Raw genomic sequence first — 21,471 nt, 5'->3', positions numbered from 1 at the left:
CTATGGCTGTCGGTGTAGTATTTGCTCTTGTACCATAATTTGGTCCATGAGTATTTTTAATTGTTCGATACATTGCTCTCTTGCTTCCATTGACCTAAATACAGTCGTAGGAATAACTGTAAAAGCCAGCAATAAGAGTTGTAAAAATCTGCCGCGCATATCTGAAGTCATGACTTTTAGCTCCTCAGAAATAAAAGTTATGACTGCTGTTTCAAAACCAACTTGGCTACGAATACCATGGGTAAATAATTGACTCAGCTCTTTTGCAAGTTTTGATTTATTTGAGTTTTCATTGAGCCGAAAAAAGCCGGATTGAAAGAATTGCTGGCAGAACACATAATCTAATGATTGCAGTTCTCGTAATCGGCCTATGCGATTAAAAAAAACACTAAATGCACTAATATTTAAATCACCCAAAGGTAACGTTTGTAAATCACAAGCAAGGGCACGACCAAGGTAACGCATTATATTTTCACGCTCTTGGATATCCATTTCTTCTACCCATTGTTCATATAAATAAACAACCGGCCCGTCATAACTGATAAATTCACGATATACCGTACGTAAATCACCAGAACTTAACTTAAATTTCTTAGCAAATGCTTTTGCGATTAACGCAATATTAATACCAGCTTGAGCACTCCGTTTAGTGTCTTCTGCCTGTAGTAATTCCACTAAAGCTTCAAGGTTATCAATTTGTTCTTTTTTTAATTTTTTCCGATTGATTAATGCGGCAAGAAGCATTAACAGGTCACTCGGGTCAGTAAAAAATTGTAGTAAAAATGCTCGTAACTGTTTTGGGGTCATTAACTGTTTATTAAGTAACCCTTCTATATGCAATACTTTGTCATCCGCATCTTTATCTAAGATGCGTTCAGAAAATTGCATCCACTCTTCTTCACTGCCCTTTTTAGAACTTCCTCGACGCACATGGCTTGCAGCCAACATCGACATTGATGCATATTCACTAGAGCTATCAATAACACCCGCGCCACGAGCTACTTCATCAGAGTCATCACTACTACTCACTGGTGTACGACTTTTGTTTTGAGTGTTAACTGAAAAACGGTTATTAAAACTCAGTGGGGTTATTGCCATGACTCACTCATGTATTGTTGAAGGAATTGAACAGTACCGTGCAGCTGACTATCATGGTTGCTGATCCGCGTCTTTTCGGAAAATTGTCGCCCATCCCATCCTTCATTTTCATCCAATAAACGCGGTTGGATTAGAAATAAACGAACCATCTTCTGCTGATTAGTTGATGAATGGCTAAATAATCCTCCCACATAAGGAAGATCGCTTAAAAAAGGAATTTTGCTTTCATTTTCAACATATTGTTCACGTGTATAACCGCCAATAAGCAAACTACTGTCTTTCGCAATACGCGCAACTGTGTTAATGCTAGTTCGGTTAACGGCAGGTAACCCTTCTACGCTGGATGTTTTACCCATGCTGTCGCGATTTTCTGCGCCATCTTCAATATTGACTTCCATTTCAACGTTATTACCCGCAGAAATACGTGGCATCACACTCACCATGGTGCCATAAGTGACTTGTTCAAGAGTCGCAATGCGTTCACCTTGTAATTTGGCGTAAAAACTGGTGTTGTTATCAAATAAAGCGGGAATATTTTCTTGGGTTAATAGCACTGGACGAGAAACAATGTGTCCGTTACCTGTCTTATTTAATGCATCAATCTGTAATAGGAATTGCTGGCTGTTCGATAATGTACTGCGATTAAATGATACTGACCCCGTTCCCGTATTAAATGTGCCAACTTCCCAATTCACACCTAAATTATCTAATTCAGATCGCGTAATATCAATAATCCATAATGACAGCTCCACTTGGCGGCGACGCATATCCAATGTATTCACCAGCTGTCGAACATAACGAATTTGTTCTTGGCTTCCTTTAACAATCAAACTATTACTGTCAGGATGTGCCACCAGAGAAAATGCACTATTAGTGGACCTTTTCGTTACCAACTGGGACTTATTCGCAGAAGGTAGTGAGTCACCAATTGGCGCGTCCATCAATTCATCAATTGAATCGCCTGTTGAGTTAATAGCTACCGATGGAGGCTGGATAGTTAACGTTTCATCAATTTCGGCCCCATTTTTAAATAAGTTATTAATCACATTCAGCAAGCCGGGGATCGTAATATTTTGTCCACGTAATGAATAACTTCTATCAGTTACGGAGGCGTGCTTTAGTGGAATAACCGCAACTTCACCACTAGACAATTCCTCTTTCCTAATTTGTTCCGCAAGGTATAAAGAAGCCGCTTTAATTAATTCAATATACAGAGGTGGTCCAGAAACAAATAATAACCTTTCTCCTTCTTGTGAACGTACAGGAAAACGTGAGTCATAAATGCCGTTTCGTTGAATATAATTAAGCAGCTGATTGCTGCTGACATTATTCGTTGGAATAATCGCGCTACGCATTTCGCTATTATCGTAGACATAGATACTAGCACCATCGTCATACCACACTAGCGCAATTCTCCGAGCTAACGCTTTAAACATTTCATCTGCATTAGCCAAATTAAAATTACCCGTTACTTTTTTTTGAGAAGCTAATTTACTAAGAATAATCGGTTTATTTAAACGCTCAGCGACTGCATCAAACACCTTACCTACCGCAATGTTATTTGCGACAAATGTATCGTGATTTCTTGACTGCGTGACTGGCTCAGCCACAATAACTTCTGCTTGTGCCGAATAGTAATTCATACTCAGTAAAAAGAGTGTTAACCCTAACACTCGATTTTTTTTACTGCTCATATAATGTTGCTCCAATGTGCCTAATTTCTGATGGAGTTAGACCTAACTCTTTTTTAATATCATTAGTAAAATGAGATGCTGAGCAATAACCAGCTTCCAGCCCTACATCTAATATTGAGTCATCACTTTCTATTAGCTGTAGAATTGCATTAGCCATACGAACACTCATAATTTTTCGCTTTGCCGTTTTATTAAAGTTTTCTCGATAAAGCTGCCTAAAATAAGAGGCTGATATACCATAACGCACACATAACTGATTAATATTGGCATTCTTGTCATCTTGAGCAGAAGTAAGAAGAAATCGCATCATGCCATAGGCTTCATATCGTCTTAATATTTCACACCAATTATCAAATACAGGATGATTTCTAATAATCAAATCAATAACTATATTTTTAATCGAGATATTTAATGAAAAATCTTCAGGTAATACAATAAATTCGTTTTGGCAACTTTCATCCGTTTTTAGTTTCTCTTTTTTAGAGAGAAATGCTTGCCCTGTCGCTGTGTCAATAATTGCTAAAATTTCAACTAATTCTGACAAATCCATTTTGTACACATGCCAATGTGATTTATCTATTGACTCCCACTCATTCTCTTGGCAGATAAATATAGACTGATTTTCGATTGAAATATTTAAATTTGAATATAGAGATTTATAAAAAAAAGGCGTTGCATTCTTATTGGGTATAGCCAAGACCAATTTATCCTGCAAAGAAAAGCAACAGCCTCTACTTTCTAATAATGTAGCAATATCTTTGTTTGACATTATATAGGCCTTATTAACGTAATTTTGTGTACACAGAATGAGCGATAAATAAGAATTCCTCAAGGGAATACTCTGGAATCCTTCATACTTTTCATTTCAAATTAAAGGTGTGAATGAATAAGAACAATTCAACTGACAAAATAAATATTTCTTGTTTTACTTGCGGCCAATAACGACCCAATAAATCCATAACTAGAATGAAATTAATTCCATGAGATTATTTTTATGAGTGATACAAATAGCCAAACATGCATAATAAAGATTGCTAGTGGCCCTATGACTGGCCAAGAATTAATGGTTAATACAGATAACAATCTTATTATCATTGGTGACGGCTTAGAATACAAAACTGACATCAATGATGATGGATTTACAACTTACCAAATCCCTAGCGATGGTATTGCTTGTGAATTTTCAATTATTACAGCGAATCAACATACTGAAAGTGGTATGGCAATTCGGCTAAATGATAATGGGTTAAGTACTGAAATCCCTATCATTCTTCAGCAATTACTTTTGGCTGATATATTTCCTATTGCAATAAAAATGCAAGATACCGATTGGCAAAGCCCCCAAACGCTTGAAGACGTATTAATCTCGGAAGTGAAAGATCCATTACCTATCATCGAATCTAAAATAAAAAAATCGACCAAGGAAAAACAAAGTTTTTTTAATAAACAAACGATGTTGGTCTTTTTCTTTACTTTATTTTCAATATTTATTGCTTACGTTACTTTCCAATATATTCCTACCCAAAGTGCTGAGAAAAATGTAAAAGCATTAGAATACATACTTCAAGGTAGCCATTATCCTATTACTGTAACTCAAAGTGTAAATAACGAAAGCCTCATTGTAGTCAAAACACAAAGAGATGCTGATTGGAGTATGCAACGCCTAGTCAAAGCTAAATACAATGAAAAATTCTCAATTAAAATAATAAATAAACTCGAAAAAGAAATTGAAAACAAAATCATTGAAGTATTTCCAGACACATTAAAAATAGATCTTAGCAATCCCTGCAACCCTAAAATAACCACTATAGCTAATAATATATCAACTGATACAGAGGAGAAAATAGACAAACTATTATCTAGCTACTTCCACTGCTACATTAAAAGTGAAATAAAACAGGTTATTTTTGGTGAATTATTACAAAAAGCAGAGTTGGGATTAACAGAAAGTAATGTTCAATGGCGTAAAATTACTAAAGATAATAAAGTTATCTTTATAATAAAAGACAGTTTAGATGACAACCAAACTGCCTCGCTGATTAACTTTACGAATTCATTTTATAAACAATGGGGAGAAAACCATATCCAATTCTCCATTTCCCTTGCAAATAATACTCTTGTGGGAAAATCATTTGTCACCAATGCCAATGGTTATATTTTACTAGGAAACAATCATTGGTTTTTAAATTCAATCAGTTTTTAACTTAACAAAATATTAATTAGTATAACTTTACAGATAAAGAGGAAACAAAATGGCAGATATAATTACAGGCTTAGATAATGGCCGTTGGGTAAGCTCCAATTTAGAAATCGAGGGAAAAGATAAAGATGACCTTGGTATGATCTATCGAACCTCAGCAAGTATCAGTGCTAAAGCTAAACAATTTGGCAATGAGTTAAATGCTTTACTCTCTAGCCCTACTTTAGAAGTCGATAACCCATTAGTATTGGCAAAAATCACCGCCATGAGTGGTAACTATAATATGGCACGCCAATTACAGAGTAACTTTATGAAATCAATTAAAGATACTGACCAAGCCATTATTCGTAACGTTTAATTTTTAAGAGCATTATTTAATATAATGCTCTGCTTTATTTAGGAAATAATTTATGTTAGCTATTACACCACATTTACTGCTTACCACCCCAACAGAAACAACATCCGTTCTCCCATCATCTCTTCCGATTGAAGACAAAGTCAAAAAGCTATTTGCTGAATACACCGCAACCGCCAGCCAAGAAAAAAAAGCATTAACTGAGAGTGTAAATAATATTGACCCAAGTAACCCTGCCGAATTACTACAATTTCAAAATCGTGTCGGTAATTACAGCCTGACGATGAACATGATTAGTACACTGACGCATAAAAGTGTCTCTGCGATTGATACAGTCTTAAAAGCCCAATAAACCATGAATATTTTAAAGAAATTTATCTTGATTGGGTTTATTAGCTTCTTAGTAGGTTGTGATAACCAGTTATTACTCAGTCAGTTAAGCCAACGACAAAGTAACGAAGTATTAGCCATACTACAAGAGCATGGTGTTGAGGCTACGCGTAAACAAGATAATAAAAGTGGGGATTCCATTCGCGTTCAACCTAGTGATTTTGTTATTGCAGTAGATTTACTGCGTCAATATAACTTACCATCAAAAGAACCAATAGAAATCATTCAAGCATTCCCCGGTGATTCTTTGGTGGCATCGCCACAAGCAGAACGTACTCGTTTACTTTCTTTAATTGAACAACGCCTTGAGCAATCACTGCTCACCATTCCCGATATTATTAATGCTCGAGTTCATGTCAGTTATCCATTGAATGGTAATAATCCGACCAAGCAAATACAAAATGTATCTAGCTTGGTTACCTATTCTGGAAGTGAAGATCCTCAGATGATGATGCATAAAATTAAACTGTTTCTAACAAACAGTTTTGCTGAAGCAAATTACGATAATGTCTCCGTTGTCGTCGTCAACCGGCCACCATTGCAATATCAAATTAAATCAGAACCGGAATATACTTTTAATCCAATCATAATCAGCTCAATTATCGCTGCGATTATCATTCTGTTGACTATTTTACTATTACTGTGGCGCCAGCTAAGTAACAAAAAACCGACAACTAATCTAGTGGAGAAACCTGCTGATGACAGCGCTGAATAACCTACTCATTGCACAAGGAAACATTTTCCTCGCCCCAGGCTGCTATTTCCATAGCGAATTTAATGGGGTCGGATATAACGACTTTCCTCCTTTACTGCAACGTAAACATAACCAGCAATTGATTCTGCAATACTCATTGCCTTTACCCAATGAGAAAACCCCCTTATTACCCAAAATATTATCTGAACATTGGGCTTTACTACCGGAGGTGGCGTTAGGCTTAGGGGTTCTGTTACACGCCGAACCTCTCCCTTGGTGGGTTGAACTTTCCAAATACCGTGTATTACATACACGATTAAGTCGCCCACTTTGGCAGTCAGAAAATCAACCCACGACTTCACCACAGGTATTAACGGCCCTTGGAGCACAACAATTATTGATGTGTTTAGCCCCCTTTGGCGCCGCTTACACTCTTCGAGCTAAATATATGTTTAGCCTTGAAACTCAGCAACTTATACCTTCATCGGTAAAAACGATGCTACCTTGGAATACTATTGAAGAAACATGTCGATATGTCAGAGAAAACACCCCCAAATGTTAAACAGACGATGTCTGAGAAAGTCTTGATCAAATACCAAGCATTGAGTGCCGATAGATACCACAAAACTATCACTCAATATGCTCAAAAAAAGGCAAGTGAACATTACCAACAAGCAGAACAACAGCAAGAAGCGCTCTACCAGACGGCTTATCAACAAGGCTATAACGACGGTATCAAACAATTATTAACGGATGTTATTAATGCGATAGAGACCAGTGAAATTCAGTACCAAGAAAATACCAGTCAAAGCAAAGAGCAGCTGATGAAAATATTGAATGATATTTTTGGTGATAACCATCTACAAGAGGCGGTTGCAGCTTATTTTAAAAAGCAATACGCAAAAATAGCCAATACTACATTACACCTACCTGCGAAAATGCAAGCTCGTATTGCCAAAAGTGGTTCTGATATGAAAATTTCAACCACTGCTGATAACACAATTGCCTTAGAGGTTGATAATAAAATTACCTATTTCTCCCCTATTACTGCCTCTAAAAATATTATTCCTCATGTATTTTCTGTTCCAACACAATGCAACATTTTAAAAATGCATAGAAAGGCCTATCAAAACTTGATAGCAACAATAAATTCAATACAGGAAGAACACAAAGATGCTGACTGATCTACAAGCTAAGGTTATCACTCCTCAACACAATGAATCTCAAATTCATCCTGAGAATACTCAAAGTAAAATGAATTCATTATGGCAAGGAAAAAACATGGAACGCCAAAACACGTATCAATCCAGTGAAAAAATAGACCTATCTCCTAAAGAAATAAATAAAATTAACAAATTTATTGATGAGCTTAAATCAAAAGGGGATGACAAAATATTTTTTTCTCATGTATTTAAGACTATGATTACATTGGGTAAAGATGAAAAACAAAACTTTATTGCGGGTGTTAGCCAAACATTACAGTCATCAAGTGATCCTGAGCTCTCCTCACTGAATAAAAAATTTAAGCGCTCACTCAACCATTATATGTCTATCAGTTTGATGAGTATTCCTCTCAACAACCAAATTCGTCATAATATGACTAATATTAGTTTAGAAGGGAATGATGATGAGGAAGACGAATTACTAATCTGATAATCAGCTCCCCTACCATTCTCATCTTACATTTATTATCCCTCGACTAATATTTATAGGTTTAGTGTATTTTATTAATATTCTAAGCCTATTTATTTGGTAAAAATAAGAAAATATAAAAAATACAAATAAAAATTGATATATACAACCTCCGAATATAGTTTAAATTCACCTCATCAAAACATATGAGTCCAATATCAAAAAACGATTTTATTTTTTAAATATCTTATCCAGCTTCGCTTTTTGTATTGACATATATTTCATCGATAATCAGGATAGATATAAATTATGACCGATTTATCAACAGTACAAAATTTTATGAATAATATTGACTATAATGAAAAGGAATCAATGATCCTCTTATCTGGGAATGTCGTATATGACCCACTGAAACGAACTCTCTCTCGTGAAAAAAATGTCGTTAACCTTTCCGAAAATGAATCATGCCTACTTAAATTATTATTAATAAAAACAAATAGCAAAAGAGAAGTCATGTATGAAATCTGGGAAAAAAGAGGCACGATCGTGACTGAAAGTAGTTATTACAAGCTTGTCAGGCAACTGCGACAATCCTTTAAAAAAGTCGATCTTGATGAAAATTTAATTATGACTTTACCTCGTATTGGTATTTTATACACCGGAGAAAAATCAGAAATGCCGATACTCTCTAAATATAACACAAAAAAAATATTTATTCCTATATACGATATTTTCTTCAAAAAATGTTTATTCGTTCATCACTATAATTAAATTTTGCTAAAGAGAAATTTTAATGTTAAATATTAACTCCGTTCTATCAAAAAAACATTTTTTTTCATTATTCATAATTTTTATGACCTTCATGCTATCTGCTTGCAGTAATACTTTAATGAATTACTTTACTCATACCCCCACTTACCATATCAGTGGTAATATTTATTCACACTCTTACGATATTCCTGAAAATGCTATAGTTACGCTGTCATTGACCTCAATACAACAAAATGAAAACAGTGCAAAGTCTAATCTGGATTACAGTTTCAAAACACAAAGCACAGGACGCAGTATCGCATTTACAGTCACTCTTCCTGAAGAATTTCAATCCAAACGATATACCTTAGGAATGAGTGCACGAATTGAAAAAGATGGTGAATTAATCATGATGAGTAATAAACTCAGCCCCATACCTGAGAATTTATCTGAAGTAGTATTACTTCCTGTGTCCACGATTCAGCCATAACGTTGGTTACTCAACCTCACTCAGTTGGTTCTTCTAATAAACGCGGAAAATCTGCCACTGAGCTTTCAATGGCTCGCTTTGCCAAACTGCCTAATGCGTTAAATAACTGCTCAGCCTCTAGCTCTGGCAAGTCTGCTGATAAATAATCATTCCACTTATCTAGTTTACAATTTAGCTCATTCACAATCGTTCTGCCGAGGGGGGTCAACGAAACATGATAAACCCGTTTATCGACTAAGCTATTCGTTTTAGCAACCCACTCCTTAGCTAAAAATTTGCTCACACCTCGAGTTGTTACTGATTTATCCACAACCATCGCTTTGGTGATTTGCTCTAGGGTTGATGCATCATTTTGATGAATATGTAAAATCATCAAACACTCAATTGCATTGATGCCGTAAGGCTCTCCCATCCATTTCATATAATGGTGAGCTGCCCGGCTAATCACCCCAAATACTCGAGCCTGTTCTGTACGCATAACGCCTCTTTAGTTGATTTTATCAACCAATTAGTGAATAATCACACTGACTTTAGTTGATTTTATCAACTAAATACCTTTTTAACACGCCAAATTCACTCATATTCTATGTCACAAATAATAAGTTTACTGAATTTCTTGGGATTTAACCCAGCACGCTTTCGCTTTGCTGCTATTACTGCTTGTGCATCAATTGCCGCGTTGTTTATCGCGCAATACTTAGAGTTGGTTCATCCTCAATGGGCAGCCATGACTGTCTGGGCTTCTGCCCAACCTTGGCGTGAAAATTTACTGGAAAAAAGTTGGTGGCGTTTTGCAGGAACGGTCTTTGGTGTACTTGCCGGCGTCGTTTTGATTCAACTTCACCTTATTCACCCATTACTATTTATTATAGGGCTCGCGAGTTGGTTAGGTATTTGCAGTGGTATTGGCCAATTACAAAAGGGCTTTGTCGCTTATGGCACTTTTCTAGCGGGTTACTCCGCTGTGATGGTGAGCATGTTGAGCGTTCACATTACTGACAATTTATTTATGGTCGCTTGGGATCGGCTATGGACGATTTTGGTTGGCGTTCTCTCAGCCGTGATTTTCAATTTTCTTTTTACGCCTAAGCGTGAGCAAGATAATGTCATTACTCTTAAAAATCAAACCAATACGCTCTTCTTCCAAATATTACATGACTCACTCGAGAAAAAGCGCCCAATTAAGCAACACGAGATCGACCACCTTTGGCAAACCATGGCAAGCTATGAAGAAATTTTAGAAACTCACCGTATTGGTTGGCGTTATCACCGTAAACAAGTCGCTAAAGCGCGTCAAAAACTCATGTTTCAGAGCCAAATATTATTACACTTAGATAAATACCAACCTATTGCTCCTTTCTATTTTCCTGCGCAAGAGCCAACAGATACTCAATGGAAACACATTTTGTCATTGTGTCCTAATGGGGTACTTAAAATGCTGTTAGTCCCGCTTTACTATGCTACTTTTGGTAAATCAATCAAGAAGATAAATAAAACCGACAAATTAAAACTCCATCAAGATAAAATTTCAGCGTGGCATGCCTTCTCTCGTTCTTTTATGGCTATCGCTGTAGTTGGCTTGTTATGGCTATGGACGCAGTGGCAAGTATTGGCTTATCTTACTCTCGGTCTTTCGGTAATGTTGGCTCTATTCGCCTCCCTCGATTACCCCGCTAAATTCATGAAAAATATTTTCACAGGCCAATTGTTTGGTGCTATTGCTGCGTTAATCTGTACATGGTACTTATGGCCTTTTGCCTCTTCATCATGGCAGATGACCTTTTTCATTGTTCCAGTGATTATTAGCGGTGTTGTTATTTTTTCCTATAACCGCCTAATTTTAATTGCTTTTGACTATATTATGGTTTCTTTAATTTTACTCCAACCAAGCTATCCTTTTTCTCTGTCACTCCCTCAAAGTATAGGTAATGCCATTGCAATAGTTTCAGGCCCATTAGTTGCAATGGCTGCTTTCGCGTGGATTTATCCAACCAACCCAACCAAACGTTACCAGCAATTAATTTATCTATCTGAGCAGCAATTTAAATTAGGGGTAACGGCTTTAATTCAAGGAAATAAACCTTCCACAACGCAATTTATGCACCGTTTATTTAGTGGATTATTGCTAGCAAAAAAAGCAAATCTCCCTCACTCGCCTATATTTGATTTTTTTATAACTCGACAAAGTATTTGGTTGTATCTACTTATTTTGCACAAGCAATTTGCACACCACGCATCAAAGAAAAGAGCCCTTATTGCGCTTGAAAAACGTATTCAACAAAACCACGTTGATTTAAAGAAAATCTCTATATTATTTCGGCATTTACAGCGTAACGAAAATGATAACAAGGAACTTGAACAGCTTAAGAAATATGTAAAACTCTATATGGAAAAGAAACATTGCTAATAAGATAAGTATTCATGAGTACTCCTGATAAAACAGGTATTAATGTTTTATTTCAGACCTAACCGTTTAGCTAGTCGATGTAAGTTAGCTATATCTAAAGATAATTCTCTAGCACACGCAGACCAATTATGGTGGCTTTTTTCCAGTACCTGTGTAATAAGCGTACGCTGAAAGTCATCCGTTGCTTCACGTAAGTTTTTAGTTAGCGATACGGCTTTTTGTGATGCTTCCGTTAATTCATGTTCATTATCATCAAAAATAAAATATTGAGGCTGTAAGATAATTTCACCCGTATCACTTGAAGCACGAGCAAGAACAATGGCACGATGAATCGCATGCTCCAATTCACGCACATTGCCTGGCCATGAATAGTTGAGTAAGTACCGTTGTAATGATGAATTCAGTACCACACGGGATAAACTAAAACGCTGACGATATTGCTCACAAAAATACCCCGCTAATAAAATAATATCGTCTCCGCGCTCCTTTAATGGAGGAACAAATAGAGGAAATACGCTTAAACGATGAAATAAATCGGCCCTAAACCGACCTTCTAACACTTCTTCGCGTAGATCACGGTTAGTTGCCGCTAACACACGGACATTAACACGCAAACTACGGTCATCACCGACTCGTTGAATATCACCATATTGCAATACTCGCAGTAATTTTGCCTGTAACGCTAATGAGAGCTCACCGATTTCATCTAAAAATAAGGTACCATTATCCGCCATTTCAAATTTACCACTACGGTGGCTAATTGCCCCAGTGAAAGCACCTTTAACATGGCCAAATAATTCACTTTCCGCCACACTTTCAGGTAATGCCGCGCAGTTTAAATAAATAAGAGGGTGAGCCGCTCGAAGGGATTTCTCATGGATAGATTTAACAACTAACTCTTTTCCTGTTCCCGTTTCCCCGCCAACCAGAACATTTAATTCTGACGCTGCAACAATATCAATTTCCTTTTTTAATTGCTGCATACGAAGAGATAAACCAATAATTTCAGTTTCTCCTGAAGGTTTAAATAGTACGGGGTTATTCGGCAATATATTTTGGTTTTCAAGCTGTTCAATAAGCAATGCATTATTTAATGCACCTGCGGCTAATGCGGCAATTAATCTAAGTGACTCATCACTAAATGCATCAAATTGATCAGGCTCCATGCCATCTAATGTTAATGCGCCGATAAGATTTTGCCCCGCATATAAGGGTAAGCCGACACAAGCATGAACTTTTAGGTGCTGATGATGAGGAATTAACCCATCATATGGGTCAGGGAGCTGGCTATCAGCGGGAAAACGCACAACATCACCGGCTCTTGCAATGGCCTCTAGCCGGGGGTGCCCCGCCAAAGAGAAGCGGCGACCTAAAACATCAGCCATTAATCCGTCTATTGCTAAAGGAATAAATTGGCCTGATTCATAGCGTAATAACGCACAAGCATCGCACCCCAATGATTGCCTTAGCGTGGTAATCAAACGCTGAAAACGATCTGAATGCCCCATACCATCTTGTAATTCTATTGCAATCTTTGCTAGTGCCTCAACAGAAAAGCCCATGCCCATTCCTCATAGTCAATTTGACAACAATTATAGTCTTAATGACCATGATTAACATAGTCATTATGACCATAGATTATAATGATTTATTTTAATTTAATTAAAAATCAATATATTAAATATTGGCATGAATATTGATTATGTCTTCTTATACTTTAAAAAATACAGGACAAAATTAATATGGCGATTCATGTAAAAAATAACATTCATTGGGTGGGGCAACGTGATTGGGAAGTACGTGATTTTCATGGAACCGAATATAAAACGTTAAAGGGAAGTAGTTATAATAGCTATTTAATCCGTGAAGAAAAAAATGTCCTCATTGATACTGTCGATCATAAATTTAGCCGTGAGTTTGTTGAAAATTTACGCTCACAGATTGATTTAAGTGACATTGACTACATCGTCATTAACCACGCTGAAGAAGATCACGCTGGTGCATTAACTGAATTAATGCGCTTTATTCCGAATACCCCAATCTATTGCACCGCCAATGCCATTGACTCAATTAATGGTCACCACCACCATCCTGAATGGAATTTCAAGATCGTTAAAACAGGGGATACACTCGATATAGGTAATAATAAGCAATTGATCTTCATTGAAACGCCAATGCTACATTGGCCTGATAGCATGATGAGTTATCTTACTGAAGATGCAGTACTTTTCAGTAATGATGCTTTCGGGCAGCACTATTGTGATGAGCGATTATTTAATGATGAAGTCGACCAAAATGAGTTATTCGAACAATGCCAACGATATTACGCGAATATTCTTACCCCATTTAGCCGCTTAGTAACTCCAAAAATAAATGAAATTTTAGGCTTTAACCTACCCGTCGATATGATAGCGACATCTCACGGAGTTGTATGGCGTGATAATCCAAATCAAATCATTGAATTGTATTTGAAATGGGCAGCAGATTACCAAGAAGATCGCATCACTATTTTCTACGATACCATGTCAAATAATACCCGTTTAATGGCAGATGCGATCGCTCAAGGCATCAATGAAGCCGACCCTAATGTCGCAGTTAAAATATTTAATGTTGCACGCAGTGATAAAAACGACATTATTACTCATGTTTTTCGCTCCAAAGCGGCTTTGGTCGGTACCTCAACCATGAATAATGTCATGATGCCCAAAATAGCAGGTATGCTTGAAGAAATTACAGGCTTACGTTTTTTAAATAAAAAAGCCGCTGCTTTCGGAAGTTTTGGTTGGAATGGTGGCGCCGTTGACCGTGTTCAAACACGTTTGATGGATGCCGGTTTTGATACCGCATTATCTTTAAAAGCAAAATGGAAGCCTGATTCAAAAACATTGGATGACTGCCGTGAATATGGGCGCAATATTGCTCGTCAATGGGCGCTATCTGCATAAATTTATTTAGAAAAAAGCGTCAGAATTTTATGATTTTTTAGAGGATAACTCATATGCAATTTAGAGATAAAACACTTGGGCAACTCGCATTATCTATTCCTAGAGCCTCATCGTTGTTCCGTCAATATAATATGGATTACTGCTGCGGTGGAAAACAAACACTCAGCCGAAGTGCAGAAAAATTAAACTTAGACATTGACCAGCTAGAAAGTCAATTACTTGAGTTATCAACAGAAACCTTAGAGAAAGATTGGCGAGAAGCGCCACTCAGTGACATTATTGATTTCATTATTGTTCGTTATCATGATAGGCACAGAGAGCAATTACCTGAACTTATTCTACAAGCACAAAAGGTTGAACGAGTTCATGCAAACAAACCAACCGTACCAACAGGGCTATCAAAATACTTAGAAGCATTACTGGAAGAATTGACTAGCCATATGATGAAAGAAGAACGTGTTTTGTTTCCTATGATAAAAAACGGAATGGGCAAAAACGCAGCCGGCCCAATCAGCGTTATGGAACAAGAACACGATGATGCAGGTGATATATTAGAGGCAATTAAAGGTATTACCAATAATGTTACACCGCCACCAGAAGCCTGCACCACCTGGCGTGTACTATATAATGGTATCAATGAATTGATTGATGATTTGATGAATCACATTAACCTAGAAAATAATTTATTATTCCCAAGAGCACTCGCTGGCAAATAAATAAACAAGGGGCTATCTATATAATAGACAGCCCCTTGTTTTAAACATTTTTAATAGATACTAAAAATACCTATTTGTACTGTTGTTTAATTTCTTGTGCCGTGGTTAGTCCACGTTTTGCTTCTTTTTCTGCAATTTCAACGGATAGCCCGATATAAGATCTCGGGTCAAGCATTGCCTTAATTTCTTCATGGCTGAATGCCGCTGATATCACACTGTTTTTGGTTAAATTAGTATAGAAATCTTCCCCATCCGCAGCCGTTTTAATGGCTTCTTCATACAGGAGGGAATGCGCTTTATCTTTACCCAATTTTTCCGCCATCTTCATCATGACATACTCGGTATTATCTAACCCTTTGTTTCTCAATACATTATGAAGCATTCTCTCTTCATGTGGCACAATCGTCCTCGAAAGCTCCTCGGTTCTTAATAAAATTTCCGTGGTCAATTCCAAAGCTTCTTCGATTAACCCATCAAATAACATATAAGAACTGCTATCACCTTCATAAGGCCTTACAGCGGAATACATACCAACACTCGGTAAGGAATATAATTTCTGCGAGTTAGCAATAATTCCTTTAGCCAATTTTGGATTTATTTTATGGGGCATAGTGCTACTACCCACAGTTCCTTTGGTAAATCCTTCAGAGACCTCTGCAATTTCTTCTAACGTTGTGCTATAGACTTCTTCACCAATTTTATGACAAATATTCGCCATCAACGCTAAATTTGCCATATATTCAAGCTTATGTGTGCTCAAGTTTCTGGATGGCACTTCCATGGCTTCCATCCCAACCAGTTCAGCGACACGTTTTTGTACTGCCATACCAACACCAGGCATTGAGTTAAATGCACCAACTGCACCACCCATCATGATAGTGAAAACGCGTTTTTCACACTCTTTCATGCGTTGATAGCAATCAATGAAATCGCTGATCCACACCGAAACTTTATAGCCGTAGGTGATAGGGATGGCATGACGTCCATGAGTTCTTCCCGGCATCACCATATGTTTAGTTCTTTCGGCTAAACCTGCTAAGTTTTCGATGATTTCACCCAGTAACAACATAAATTTATGGTGTACAGTTTTCATCATATAGAGCTGTGAACTTTGCTGAATATTTTGCGTGGTAATTCCATAATGGATATATTTACCGCTTTCTTCAGAACACGCATTCACTAAAACTTTCAAGAAAGGTACAAAGCCATGGCCTATTTTTTGGTAAATACGGCTCATTTCTTCAAAATCGATATTTTCGATTACGGCCTTTTCTTTAATTTCATCTGCCGCTGATTGAGGAATAAATCCCAGTTCCGCTTGAGCTTGAGCCAACATGGATTCAAACATTAACCAAGTAGAATATTTTGCCTCATCAGACAATAAGTTTTTAATTCCACGGTCATCAATAGTTTTACTTTTAGAATCGTATAATGCTCTCATTTCGTATCCCTTCTTTATTTCTTCATAGCTTCATCAACAGCATTGCGAACGAACTCAACCTTCGGTCCATATACAACATGGACGTGGTTTGCCGATGGAAAGAAGAATGCGGTACATCCTGATTCCAACATTAAATCTTTATCAATTTGGTTCACTTCTCCGACATCAATACGCATACGGGTAATACAGTTATCTACGTTACGAATGTTTTGTTTGCCGCCTAACGCTTGGACTAAAATTTCTGCGATTTCACCATAACGTTTTTCTTTAATTAAGGTATTTTTCAGATTGCTCGATTCTTCGCGACCTGGTGTTTTTATATCAAACTTAATAATGGCCCAGTAGAAAATAAAGTAAGTGACGACAGCTAAACAGCTACCGATAATAACCAAGAAGATCCAGTTAGTATTTTCGTACAGTAAACCAAAAATAGTGAAATCAAATACGGTTCCACGAATATAACCAATACCGACCTCAGCTAAAGAAAGTAATACCGCACCGATACCAACAATAATGGCGTAAATTAAGTACAGTAATGGCGCAATAAATACGAAGGTAAACTCGAGTGGCTCCGTGACGTTACCAAGCATGGCTGTTAATACCATGGTAACCAGCATGGATTTCACTTCTGCGCGGTTTTCTTTCTTCGATGTTTTATAAATAGCAAGGGCAATTGCAGGGAATAGGAATAGTGTGACTAACATTTGTTGCTGTGCCATAAAGCGAGTCAAACTTGGCATCATCGCCCAATATTCACTATCCGGGCCTTGGTTAAATAGCACCTCAGTTAATGCAGGAACAACACCAACAAAGGTTTGTCCGTCAATAACATAAGTACCACCCGCTTCAGTAAATCTAAATAAAACGTTCCATACATGGTGTAAACCAAATGGAATAAATAAACGTTCACCACCTGCGGTAAAAAATGGCCCTACAGGACTTAAAAATACCGAAGAGAGTTTCATTAAACCTTGGACTAATACTTCCCAAATAAACGGTAATAACGCCCCCACCCCAATCATTAATCCTATCATTATAATAGAAACGGATTTTTTTCCAGAAAAGAAAGCAAATGCGGTAGGTAGTTCAAGGTTATAAAACTTATCCGTCGCCCAGGCCGCAATCAAACCGGTAATAATTCCCCCTGCGGCACTGATGTTTAAGGTTTGTATACCAAGAACTTTAATTTGCCCCACTTGGCCCATCATTGCAGGGTCTGCAAGCTTACCAGTAAGCACTAACCAAATGTTCATGGTGATGATCAGCGATAAATAGCCGACAACCGACGCGAAGACGGCAATCCCCTTATCTCGATGACTCATACCATAGGCCACCCCCATTGCAAACAGCAAGGGAATATTATCGAAAATTACACCTGCAATTGAACGAATGCTGACAAGTAATGCGTTAACCGTTTCATTACCGAGAAAAGGAAAACGTGCAATCATATAAGTTTGCACTAACGCACCACTGATACCCAATATCATACCTATCGGTGCTAATACACCGATAGGAAGGAGTAATGTTCTCCCAAAGCGTTGAATTGATTCACCAAACTTTCTTCTGGCCATACTATTTCCTTATGACTTCTATTATTAGAATTAAGGGCATACTAGCTTGGGGGTTTTATAAAAGAAATGATGTCGCGGTTTTAAAAAATATCTTAGGTCAGAAATTATGACCTAAGTCATTTCTTATAGCGCATTAATGAATGAATCTAACAATAAAAATAGATCAAATAATAAAACAATAATTTAAAGTAGATTTTCTAATTCATTGATAAGTAAATCAACTAATATAAAAAATCCGATTCTGGATTTTGTATCATCCCGTTTGGTATCAAAATTATCAGCAAAACAAAACAGAGTATTATCTGTATAACTGGTTAATTCATTAGTATTAAACGCAGTCATACTAATAATATTTGCCCCTTTTAATTGCACAATTTTTGCTGTTTCAATGATTTTTTTAGTACCGCCAGACAGTGAGATAAAAATGACAGTATCATCTTTGCTAACTAGCCGTGTGAAGGAATCAGATAAGTTATAGTCATTAATGAAAAAGCAATGCAGGCCTAATGCAAATAACAAATGCTCAAGGTAATAACCAACCGCTTTACTCGTTCCTCTTGCCACAATAAAAATATTTCTCGATTTATGCAATATTTTAGCGCAATCATTAATTTGCGCTTCATTAATTAATGTAAAACTTTTATTAATGTTTTTTTCGAGCTGTTTCTTATATGATGAGGGAAGTGTTTTTTCGGTTTTATTTTTCGTTAAAATATAATTATTAATCTGAAACTTAAGCTCTTTAAAGCCACTAAAGCCTAGTTTTTGAGATAAGTTAATGATAACTGTTTTAGACACGAAAGTTTTAGCAACGAGTTCATTAATATTTAAGTAGGGGATATCCGCAATATTATCGGTCAGGTATTTTAAGACTTTTTTTTCGCTAATAGTTAAATTGTCGTAGTTTTTTAAAAAATCTAACATATCCCCTCCAATGAACTTACCCAGCCTATAAACGATTATTTTTTATGATAATAAAGTTAATACAGCCATTCAATTGGTTGATTATACGTCAAATTATTATTCTGCGCTGAGTTTAAGAAGAAATTTTGTGAAATGCTAAAGATACTTATCACGAAAGGTGACTTCGATGAGATCTGCGCTCATCCACTTTAAGTGAGTGAGCGCTTGTATATTGCCGCGATAGATGCCTGCTTTGATTGTTTCAAAATGGTCGTTGTGACCGTTTTATGAAGGGTCGAAACGGAACCGAGTCATCCCCTAGCGCCCTGTAGAAACCTCGTAATTGTACGAGCCTTGGCGCCCCATCATCGGCAGTGAGGAATAGGCTTGGGTAAAGACCGTTTGTTTGCCATCTTCTTCTTCCACCGTCACTTCCATGTCCCCCACCAACCCGCTGGCAGGGATATCACGAATAATAAAACGGCCCGGTGCTACGAACGTTTGGTAAACCACGCTGCCGTTTTGGCGCACGGTGACAGTGGCATTGGTGTTAGCAAACCCTTCCACCACAGGGGCAAACCCTTGCATACTGCTGGGGTCGAGTTGAGGGTTGGATTTCAGCGTTGCCCCTTTCATGGGAATGGAGTCAAAAATATTGCCCCCCGTTGAAATCTCACCGGCACGCAAGGTGGATTTAATCGCGTTAATGGTGCGATAAACATAAGTATTGGTGAAGTTGGAATCACTGTTGCTTGAGTTTCCGCTACTTTTACTGTAGTTGTACAGGTAGCTGGTTCTCAGGCGCCATGCACCGACGTTGATCCCCGCGTTTAAGTTAGCGAATAGAGAATCACTGGTACTAGATTGTTGGTGATGTTGAGCTAACTGACGGTTATTACTGTAGTTAAAGACGTAGTCCATCACTAATGCGGTCACGCCGTCATCACGCAATTCTGGTGGCACATAACCCGCGAAATTAGGCACAATGGCAATTTGTGGCACGGATAAATTCACAGTCAATGTTTGGGCATCGAACGTGGTAGTTGCATTGGCAATATAGTCAGACAGTTTTTCGATCTTAGCCTCTTCGCCAAGATCTCTTAATTTAGGTAATGCCGAGGTATTCACCCCCAGTTTTTTTAGCTCACCTACGGTAAATACAGGGATAATTTGGCCATCGGGCTGTTTATCAAATGCAATATTGAATTCCCCAGAAGGGATCAAATTGACATTGACCATGACATCGTATTCGCCGGGGGTTAAGGTGTTGCTACTGGCGAAGTCATTTAAATCGAGTTGAGAAACATCAATCCCGCTCCCATGCATTAATAAGCCAGGGTCAAAATATGATTCGGCATGCGAGAAAGAGGGTGCCATTGCATAGCAGCAAAGAAAAATCTCTAATGCAATTATATTTAATTTCATCCCTTTCACTGCATCACCTTTTGTTATTTATTGTTGTGAGTTATTTTTCAACCGGAATATATTTTATTAACGCTGTAGCCCAATATTACTAGTTGAAGAGGAGTTAATATTATTTTAACGTTGCCATATTATATTAAAATAATTTGGCTCATTTAAAATAATCAAACATCAAAAAACGATATAATTATTTATCTATATAGGTTATTTTTGAACAAAGTGAATTATTTAAATTTTTATTTATTATCGCTTTATAATAATTATTAATCGGCGTAATAACCAATCGTTAAGGTTGCTGAAAAATCACCTTTATCGGGTTCACAATCTGTTTTGGCGCAACGCAATTTAGCATTGACCATTTTTTTTCATTCGTGCTTTTTATATTATCCCAAATAATTGAAGATGCATCTGGTTTGGCTAATGGTGTTTGATTGATACTAATAACTCGAGTCCCATCTAATAATTGGACACCAATCACTCCGTTAGGGTCATCATTAAAGAAATTATTACTGCCTGTTAAGGTATTTCCAGATGCTAAATAAACGACAGCGGTTGTTTGATCCGTGCTGGTACAGTTTCTTAAGCCAATAGGAAAACTTTTTGAGACTATATCATTCTTAATTTCACTGACTGTTGTCACACCCGATGCATTACCCAATATAATTTCATTAGGAACATCAATTTCACACGTTTTAGCTAAAAATATCATCCTCGTTGGTATCGAGAAATGCTAAAAAAAGAAATGAAAGATGGGATCAAAAAT

At 37.1% G+C, this 21,471-nt stretch carries 21 protein-coding genes and 1 pseudogene; 12 read left to right on the top strand and 10 right to left on the bottom strand.

The window, feature by feature from the left end; translation table 11 throughout:
* The 3 genes from sctW to CYG50_RS20235 are packed head-to-tail and all read right to left on the bottom strand — an operon-like array spanning nt 1 to nt 3,561.
* A complete protein-coding gene (gene sctW, locus CYG50_RS20245) occupies nt 1-1,098 on the bottom strand; it encodes a type III secretion system gatekeeper subunit SctW (RefSeq protein WP_102138755.1) in 1,098 nt (365 codons plus the stop codon).
* Complete coding sequence (gene sctC, locus CYG50_RS20240) at nt 1,089-2,792, bottom strand: type III secretion system outer membrane ring subunit SctC (RefSeq protein WP_102138754.1); 1,704 nt, start codon at nt 2,790-2,792, stop codon at nt 1,089-1,091. Before sctC ends, sctW begins: the two co-directional genes overlap by 10 nt.
* Entirely contained in the window at nt 2,782-3,561 is a 780-nt protein-coding gene (locus CYG50_RS20235) for a helix-turn-helix domain-containing protein (protein ID WP_102138753.1), read from the bottom strand. The genes sctC and CYG50_RS20235 overlap by 11 nt, the downstream gene beginning before the upstream one ends.
* A 225-nt stretch (nt 3,562-3,786) precedes the next feature.
* On the opposite strand from CYG50_RS20235, the gene CYG50_RS20230 reads away from it, so the two are divergent.
* The 9 genes from CYG50_RS20230 to CYG50_RS23575 all read left to right on the top strand — a co-directional run bounded on the left by CYG50_RS20230 (nt 3,787) and on the right by CYG50_RS23575 (nt 9,303).
* A complete protein-coding gene (locus tag CYG50_RS20230) occupies nt 3,787-4,995 on the top strand; it encodes a PrgH/EprH family type III secretion apparatus protein (protein WP_102138752.1) in 1,209 nt (402 codons plus the stop codon).
* A 49-nt stretch (nt 4,996-5,044) separates the two neighbouring features.
* On the top strand, nt 5,045-5,350 hold the full coding sequence (locus CYG50_RS20225; RefSeq protein WP_102138751.1) for an EscF/YscF/HrpA family type III secretion system needle major subunit: 306 nt from the start codon (nt 5,045-5,047) through the stop codon (nt 5,348-5,350).
* A 52-nt stretch (nt 5,351-5,402) separates the two neighbouring features.
* Nucleotides 5,403-5,699 carry a type III secretion system inner rod subunit SctI gene (gene sctI, locus CYG50_RS20220; RefSeq protein ID WP_102138750.1) on the top strand — a complete coding sequence of 99 codons (297 nt, stop codon included), beginning with the start codon at nt 5,403-5,405 and terminating at the stop codon, nt 5,697-5,699.
* A gap of 3 nt (nt 5,700-5,702) precedes the next feature.
* A complete protein-coding gene (sctJ, locus tag CYG50_RS20215) occupies nt 5,703-6,452 on the top strand; it encodes a type III secretion system inner membrane ring lipoprotein SctJ (protein WP_102138749.1) in 750 nt (249 codons plus the stop codon).
* Nucleotides 6,436-6,993, top strand: a complete 558-nt coding sequence (locus CYG50_RS20210) for a hypothetical protein (RefSeq protein WP_102138748.1) — start codon at nt 6,436-6,438, stop codon at nt 6,991-6,993. The genes sctJ and CYG50_RS20210 overlap by 17 nt, the downstream gene beginning before the upstream one ends.
* The gene (locus CYG50_RS20205; RefSeq protein ID WP_102138747.1) at nt 6,965-7,615 is read left to right on the top strand and encodes a hypothetical protein; all 651 of its coding nucleotides are present in this window, start codon (nt 6,965-6,967) and stop codon (nt 7,613-7,615) included. Before CYG50_RS20210 ends, CYG50_RS20205 begins: the two co-directional genes overlap by 29 nt.
* A complete protein-coding gene (locus CYG50_RS20200) occupies nt 7,605-8,084 on the top strand; it encodes a hypothetical protein (RefSeq protein ID WP_102138746.1) in 480 nt (159 codons plus the stop codon). Before CYG50_RS20205 ends, CYG50_RS20200 begins: the two co-directional genes overlap by 11 nt.
* 288 nt (nt 8,085-8,372) lie before the next feature.
* Nucleotides 8,373-8,834, top strand: coding sequence for a winged helix-turn-helix domain-containing protein (locus tag CYG50_RS20195; RefSeq protein ID WP_238706818.1), 462 nt, complete (start codon nt 8,373-8,375; stop codon nt 8,832-8,834).
* A 22-nt stretch (nt 8,835-8,856) separates the two neighbouring features.
* Nucleotides 8,857-9,303 carry a YbaY family lipoprotein gene (locus tag CYG50_RS23575; protein ID WP_102138745.1) on the top strand — a complete coding sequence of 149 codons (447 nt, stop codon included), beginning with the start codon at nt 8,857-8,859 and terminating at the stop codon, nt 9,301-9,303.
* 16 nt (nt 9,304-9,319) lie between these two features.
* Here the strand turns inward: CYG50_RS23575 and CYG50_RS23570 are convergent, their stop codons facing one another.
* Nucleotides 9,320-9,781 carry a MarR family winged helix-turn-helix transcriptional regulator gene (locus CYG50_RS23570; protein WP_102138744.1) on the bottom strand — a complete coding sequence of 154 codons (462 nt, stop codon included), beginning with the start codon at nt 9,779-9,781 and terminating at the stop codon, nt 9,320-9,322.
* Nucleotides 9,782-9,889: 108 nt separating this feature from the next.
* On the opposite strand from CYG50_RS23570, the gene CYG50_RS20180 reads away from it, so the two are divergent.
* Nucleotides 9,890-11,710 carry an FUSC family protein gene (locus CYG50_RS20180; protein WP_102138743.1) on the top strand — a complete coding sequence of 607 codons (1,821 nt, stop codon included), beginning with the start codon at nt 9,890-9,892 and terminating at the stop codon, nt 11,708-11,710.
* A gap of 47 nt (nt 11,711-11,757) precedes the next feature.
* Here CYG50_RS20180 and norR read toward each other — a convergent pair whose 3' ends face one another.
* Nucleotides 11,758-13,272, bottom strand: a complete 1,515-nt coding sequence (norR, locus tag CYG50_RS20175) for a nitric oxide reductase transcriptional regulator NorR (RefSeq protein ID WP_102138742.1) — start codon at nt 13,270-13,272, stop codon at nt 11,758-11,760.
* A 180-nt stretch (nt 13,273-13,452) separates the two neighbouring features.
* Between norR and norV the strand changes: the two are divergent.
* Together norV and ytfE are read left to right on the top strand one after the other, a co-directional pair.
* Nucleotides 13,453-14,649: pseudogene (gene norV, locus CYG50_RS20170) on the top strand (anaerobic nitric oxide reductase flavorubredoxin); the annotation flags it as partial.
* Between the two features lie 59 nt (nt 14,650-14,708).
* Nucleotides 14,709-15,371 carry an iron-sulfur cluster repair protein YtfE gene (gene ytfE / locus CYG50_RS20165; protein ID WP_102138741.1) on the top strand — a complete coding sequence of 221 codons (663 nt, stop codon included), beginning with the start codon at nt 14,709-14,711 and terminating at the stop codon, nt 15,369-15,371.
* Between the two features lie 70 nt (nt 15,372-15,441).
* Here the strand turns inward: ytfE and CYG50_RS20160 are convergent, their stop codons facing one another.
* The 5 genes from CYG50_RS20160 to CYG50_RS20140 form a co-directional block, all read right to left on the bottom strand.
* Complete coding sequence (locus CYG50_RS20160; protein WP_102138740.1) at nt 15,442-16,812, bottom strand: class-II fumarase/aspartase family protein; 1,371 nt, start codon at nt 16,810-16,812, stop codon at nt 15,442-15,444.
* A 14-nt stretch (nt 16,813-16,826) separates the two neighbouring features.
* A complete protein-coding gene (locus CYG50_RS20155) occupies nt 16,827-18,383 on the bottom strand; it encodes a PTS transporter subunit EIIC (protein ID WP_102138739.1) in 1,557 nt (518 codons plus the stop codon).
* Nucleotides 18,384-18,566: 183 nt separating this feature from the next.
* Nucleotides 18,567-19,307, bottom strand: a complete 741-nt coding sequence (locus CYG50_RS20150) for a MurR/RpiR family transcriptional regulator (RefSeq protein WP_102138738.1) — start codon at nt 19,305-19,307, stop codon at nt 18,567-18,569.
* A 297-nt stretch (nt 19,308-19,604) separates the two neighbouring features.
* On the bottom strand, nt 19,605-20,711 hold the full coding sequence (locus tag CYG50_RS20145; RefSeq protein WP_148241607.1) for a fimbria/pilus outer membrane usher protein: 1,107 nt from the start codon (nt 20,709-20,711) through the stop codon (nt 19,605-19,607).
* 283 nt (nt 20,712-20,994) lie between these two features.
* The gene (locus CYG50_RS20140; protein ID WP_116068799.1) at nt 20,995-21,417 is read right to left on the bottom strand and encodes a fimbrial protein; all 423 of its coding nucleotides are present in this window, start codon (nt 21,415-21,417) and stop codon (nt 20,995-20,997) included.
* Nucleotides 21,418-21,471: the final 54 nt, after the last annotated feature.

The sequence above is a fragment of the Providencia huaxiensis genome (assembly GCF_002843235.3).
In the GTDB taxonomy this organism is placed as follows: domain Bacteria; phylum Pseudomonadota; class Gammaproteobacteria; order Enterobacterales; family Enterobacteriaceae; genus Providencia; species Providencia huaxiensis.
This window is presented reverse-complemented; position numbering and strand designations above follow the sequence as displayed.

Coding starts and splice junctions, on each gene's coding strand:
- sctW (WP_102138755.1), bottom strand. CDS start 1,098: ATGGCAATAACCCCACTGAGTTTTAATAACCGTTTTTCAGTTAACACT.
- sctC (WP_102138754.1), bottom strand. CDS start 2,792: ATGAGCAGTAAAAAAAATCGAGTGTTAGGGTTAACACTCTTTTTACTG.
- CYG50_RS20235 (WP_102138753.1), bottom strand. CDS start 3,561: ATGTCAAACAAAGATATTGCTACATTATTAGAAAGTAGAGGCTGTTGC.
- CYG50_RS20230 (WP_102138752.1), top strand. CDS start 3,787: ATGAGTGATACAAATAGCCAAACATGCATAATAAAGATTGCTAGTGGC.
- CYG50_RS20225 (WP_102138751.1), top strand. CDS start 5,045: ATGGCAGATATAATTACAGGCTTAGATAATGGCCGTTGGGTAAGCTCC.
- sctI (WP_102138750.1), top strand. CDS start 5,403: ATGTTAGCTATTACACCACATTTACTGCTTACCACCCCAACAGAAACA.
- sctJ (WP_102138749.1), top strand. CDS start 5,703: ATGAATATTTTAAAGAAATTTATCTTGATTGGGTTTATTAGCTTCTTA.
- CYG50_RS20210 (WP_102138748.1), top strand. CDS start 6,436: ATGACAGCGCTGAATAACCTACTCATTGCACAAGGAAACATTTTCCTC.
- CYG50_RS20205 (WP_102138747.1), top strand. CDS start 6,965: ATGTCAGAGAAAACACCCCCAAATGTTAAACAGACGATGTCTGAGAAA.
- CYG50_RS20200 (WP_102138746.1), top strand. CDS start 7,605: ATGCTGACTGATCTACAAGCTAAGGTTATCACTCCTCAACACAATGAA.
- CYG50_RS20195 (WP_238706818.1), top strand. CDS start 8,373: ATGACCGATTTATCAACAGTACAAAATTTTATGAATAATATTGACTAT.
- CYG50_RS23575 (WP_102138745.1), top strand. CDS start 8,857: ATGTTAAATATTAACTCCGTTCTATCAAAAAAACATTTTTTTTCATTA.
- CYG50_RS23570 (WP_102138744.1), bottom strand. CDS start 9,781: ATGCGTACAGAACAGGCTCGAGTATTTGGGGTGATTAGCCGGGCAGCT.
- CYG50_RS20180 (WP_102138743.1), top strand. CDS start 9,890: ATGTCACAAATAATAAGTTTACTGAATTTCTTGGGATTTAACCCAGCA.
- norR (WP_102138742.1), bottom strand. CDS start 13,272: ATGGGCTTTTCTGTTGAGGCACTAGCAAAGATTGCAATAGAATTACAA.
- ytfE (WP_102138741.1), top strand. CDS start 14,709: ATGCAATTTAGAGATAAAACACTTGGGCAACTCGCATTATCTATTCCT.
- CYG50_RS20160 (WP_102138740.1), bottom strand. CDS start 16,812: ATGAGAGCATTATACGATTCTAAAAGTAAAACTATTGATGACCGTGGA.
- CYG50_RS20155 (WP_102138739.1), bottom strand. CDS start 18,383: ATGGCCAGAAGAAAGTTTGGTGAATCAATTCAACGCTTTGGGAGAACA.
- CYG50_RS20150 (WP_102138738.1), bottom strand. CDS start 19,307: ATGTTAGATTTTTTAAAAAACTACGACAATTTAACTATTAGCGAAAAA.
- CYG50_RS20145 (WP_148241607.1), bottom strand. CDS start 20,711: ATGAAATTAAATATAATTGCATTAGAGATTTTTCTTTGCTGCTATGCA.
- CYG50_RS20140 (WP_116068799.1), bottom strand. CDS start 21,417: ATGATATTTTTAGCTAAAACGTGTGAAATTGATGTTCCTAATGAAATT.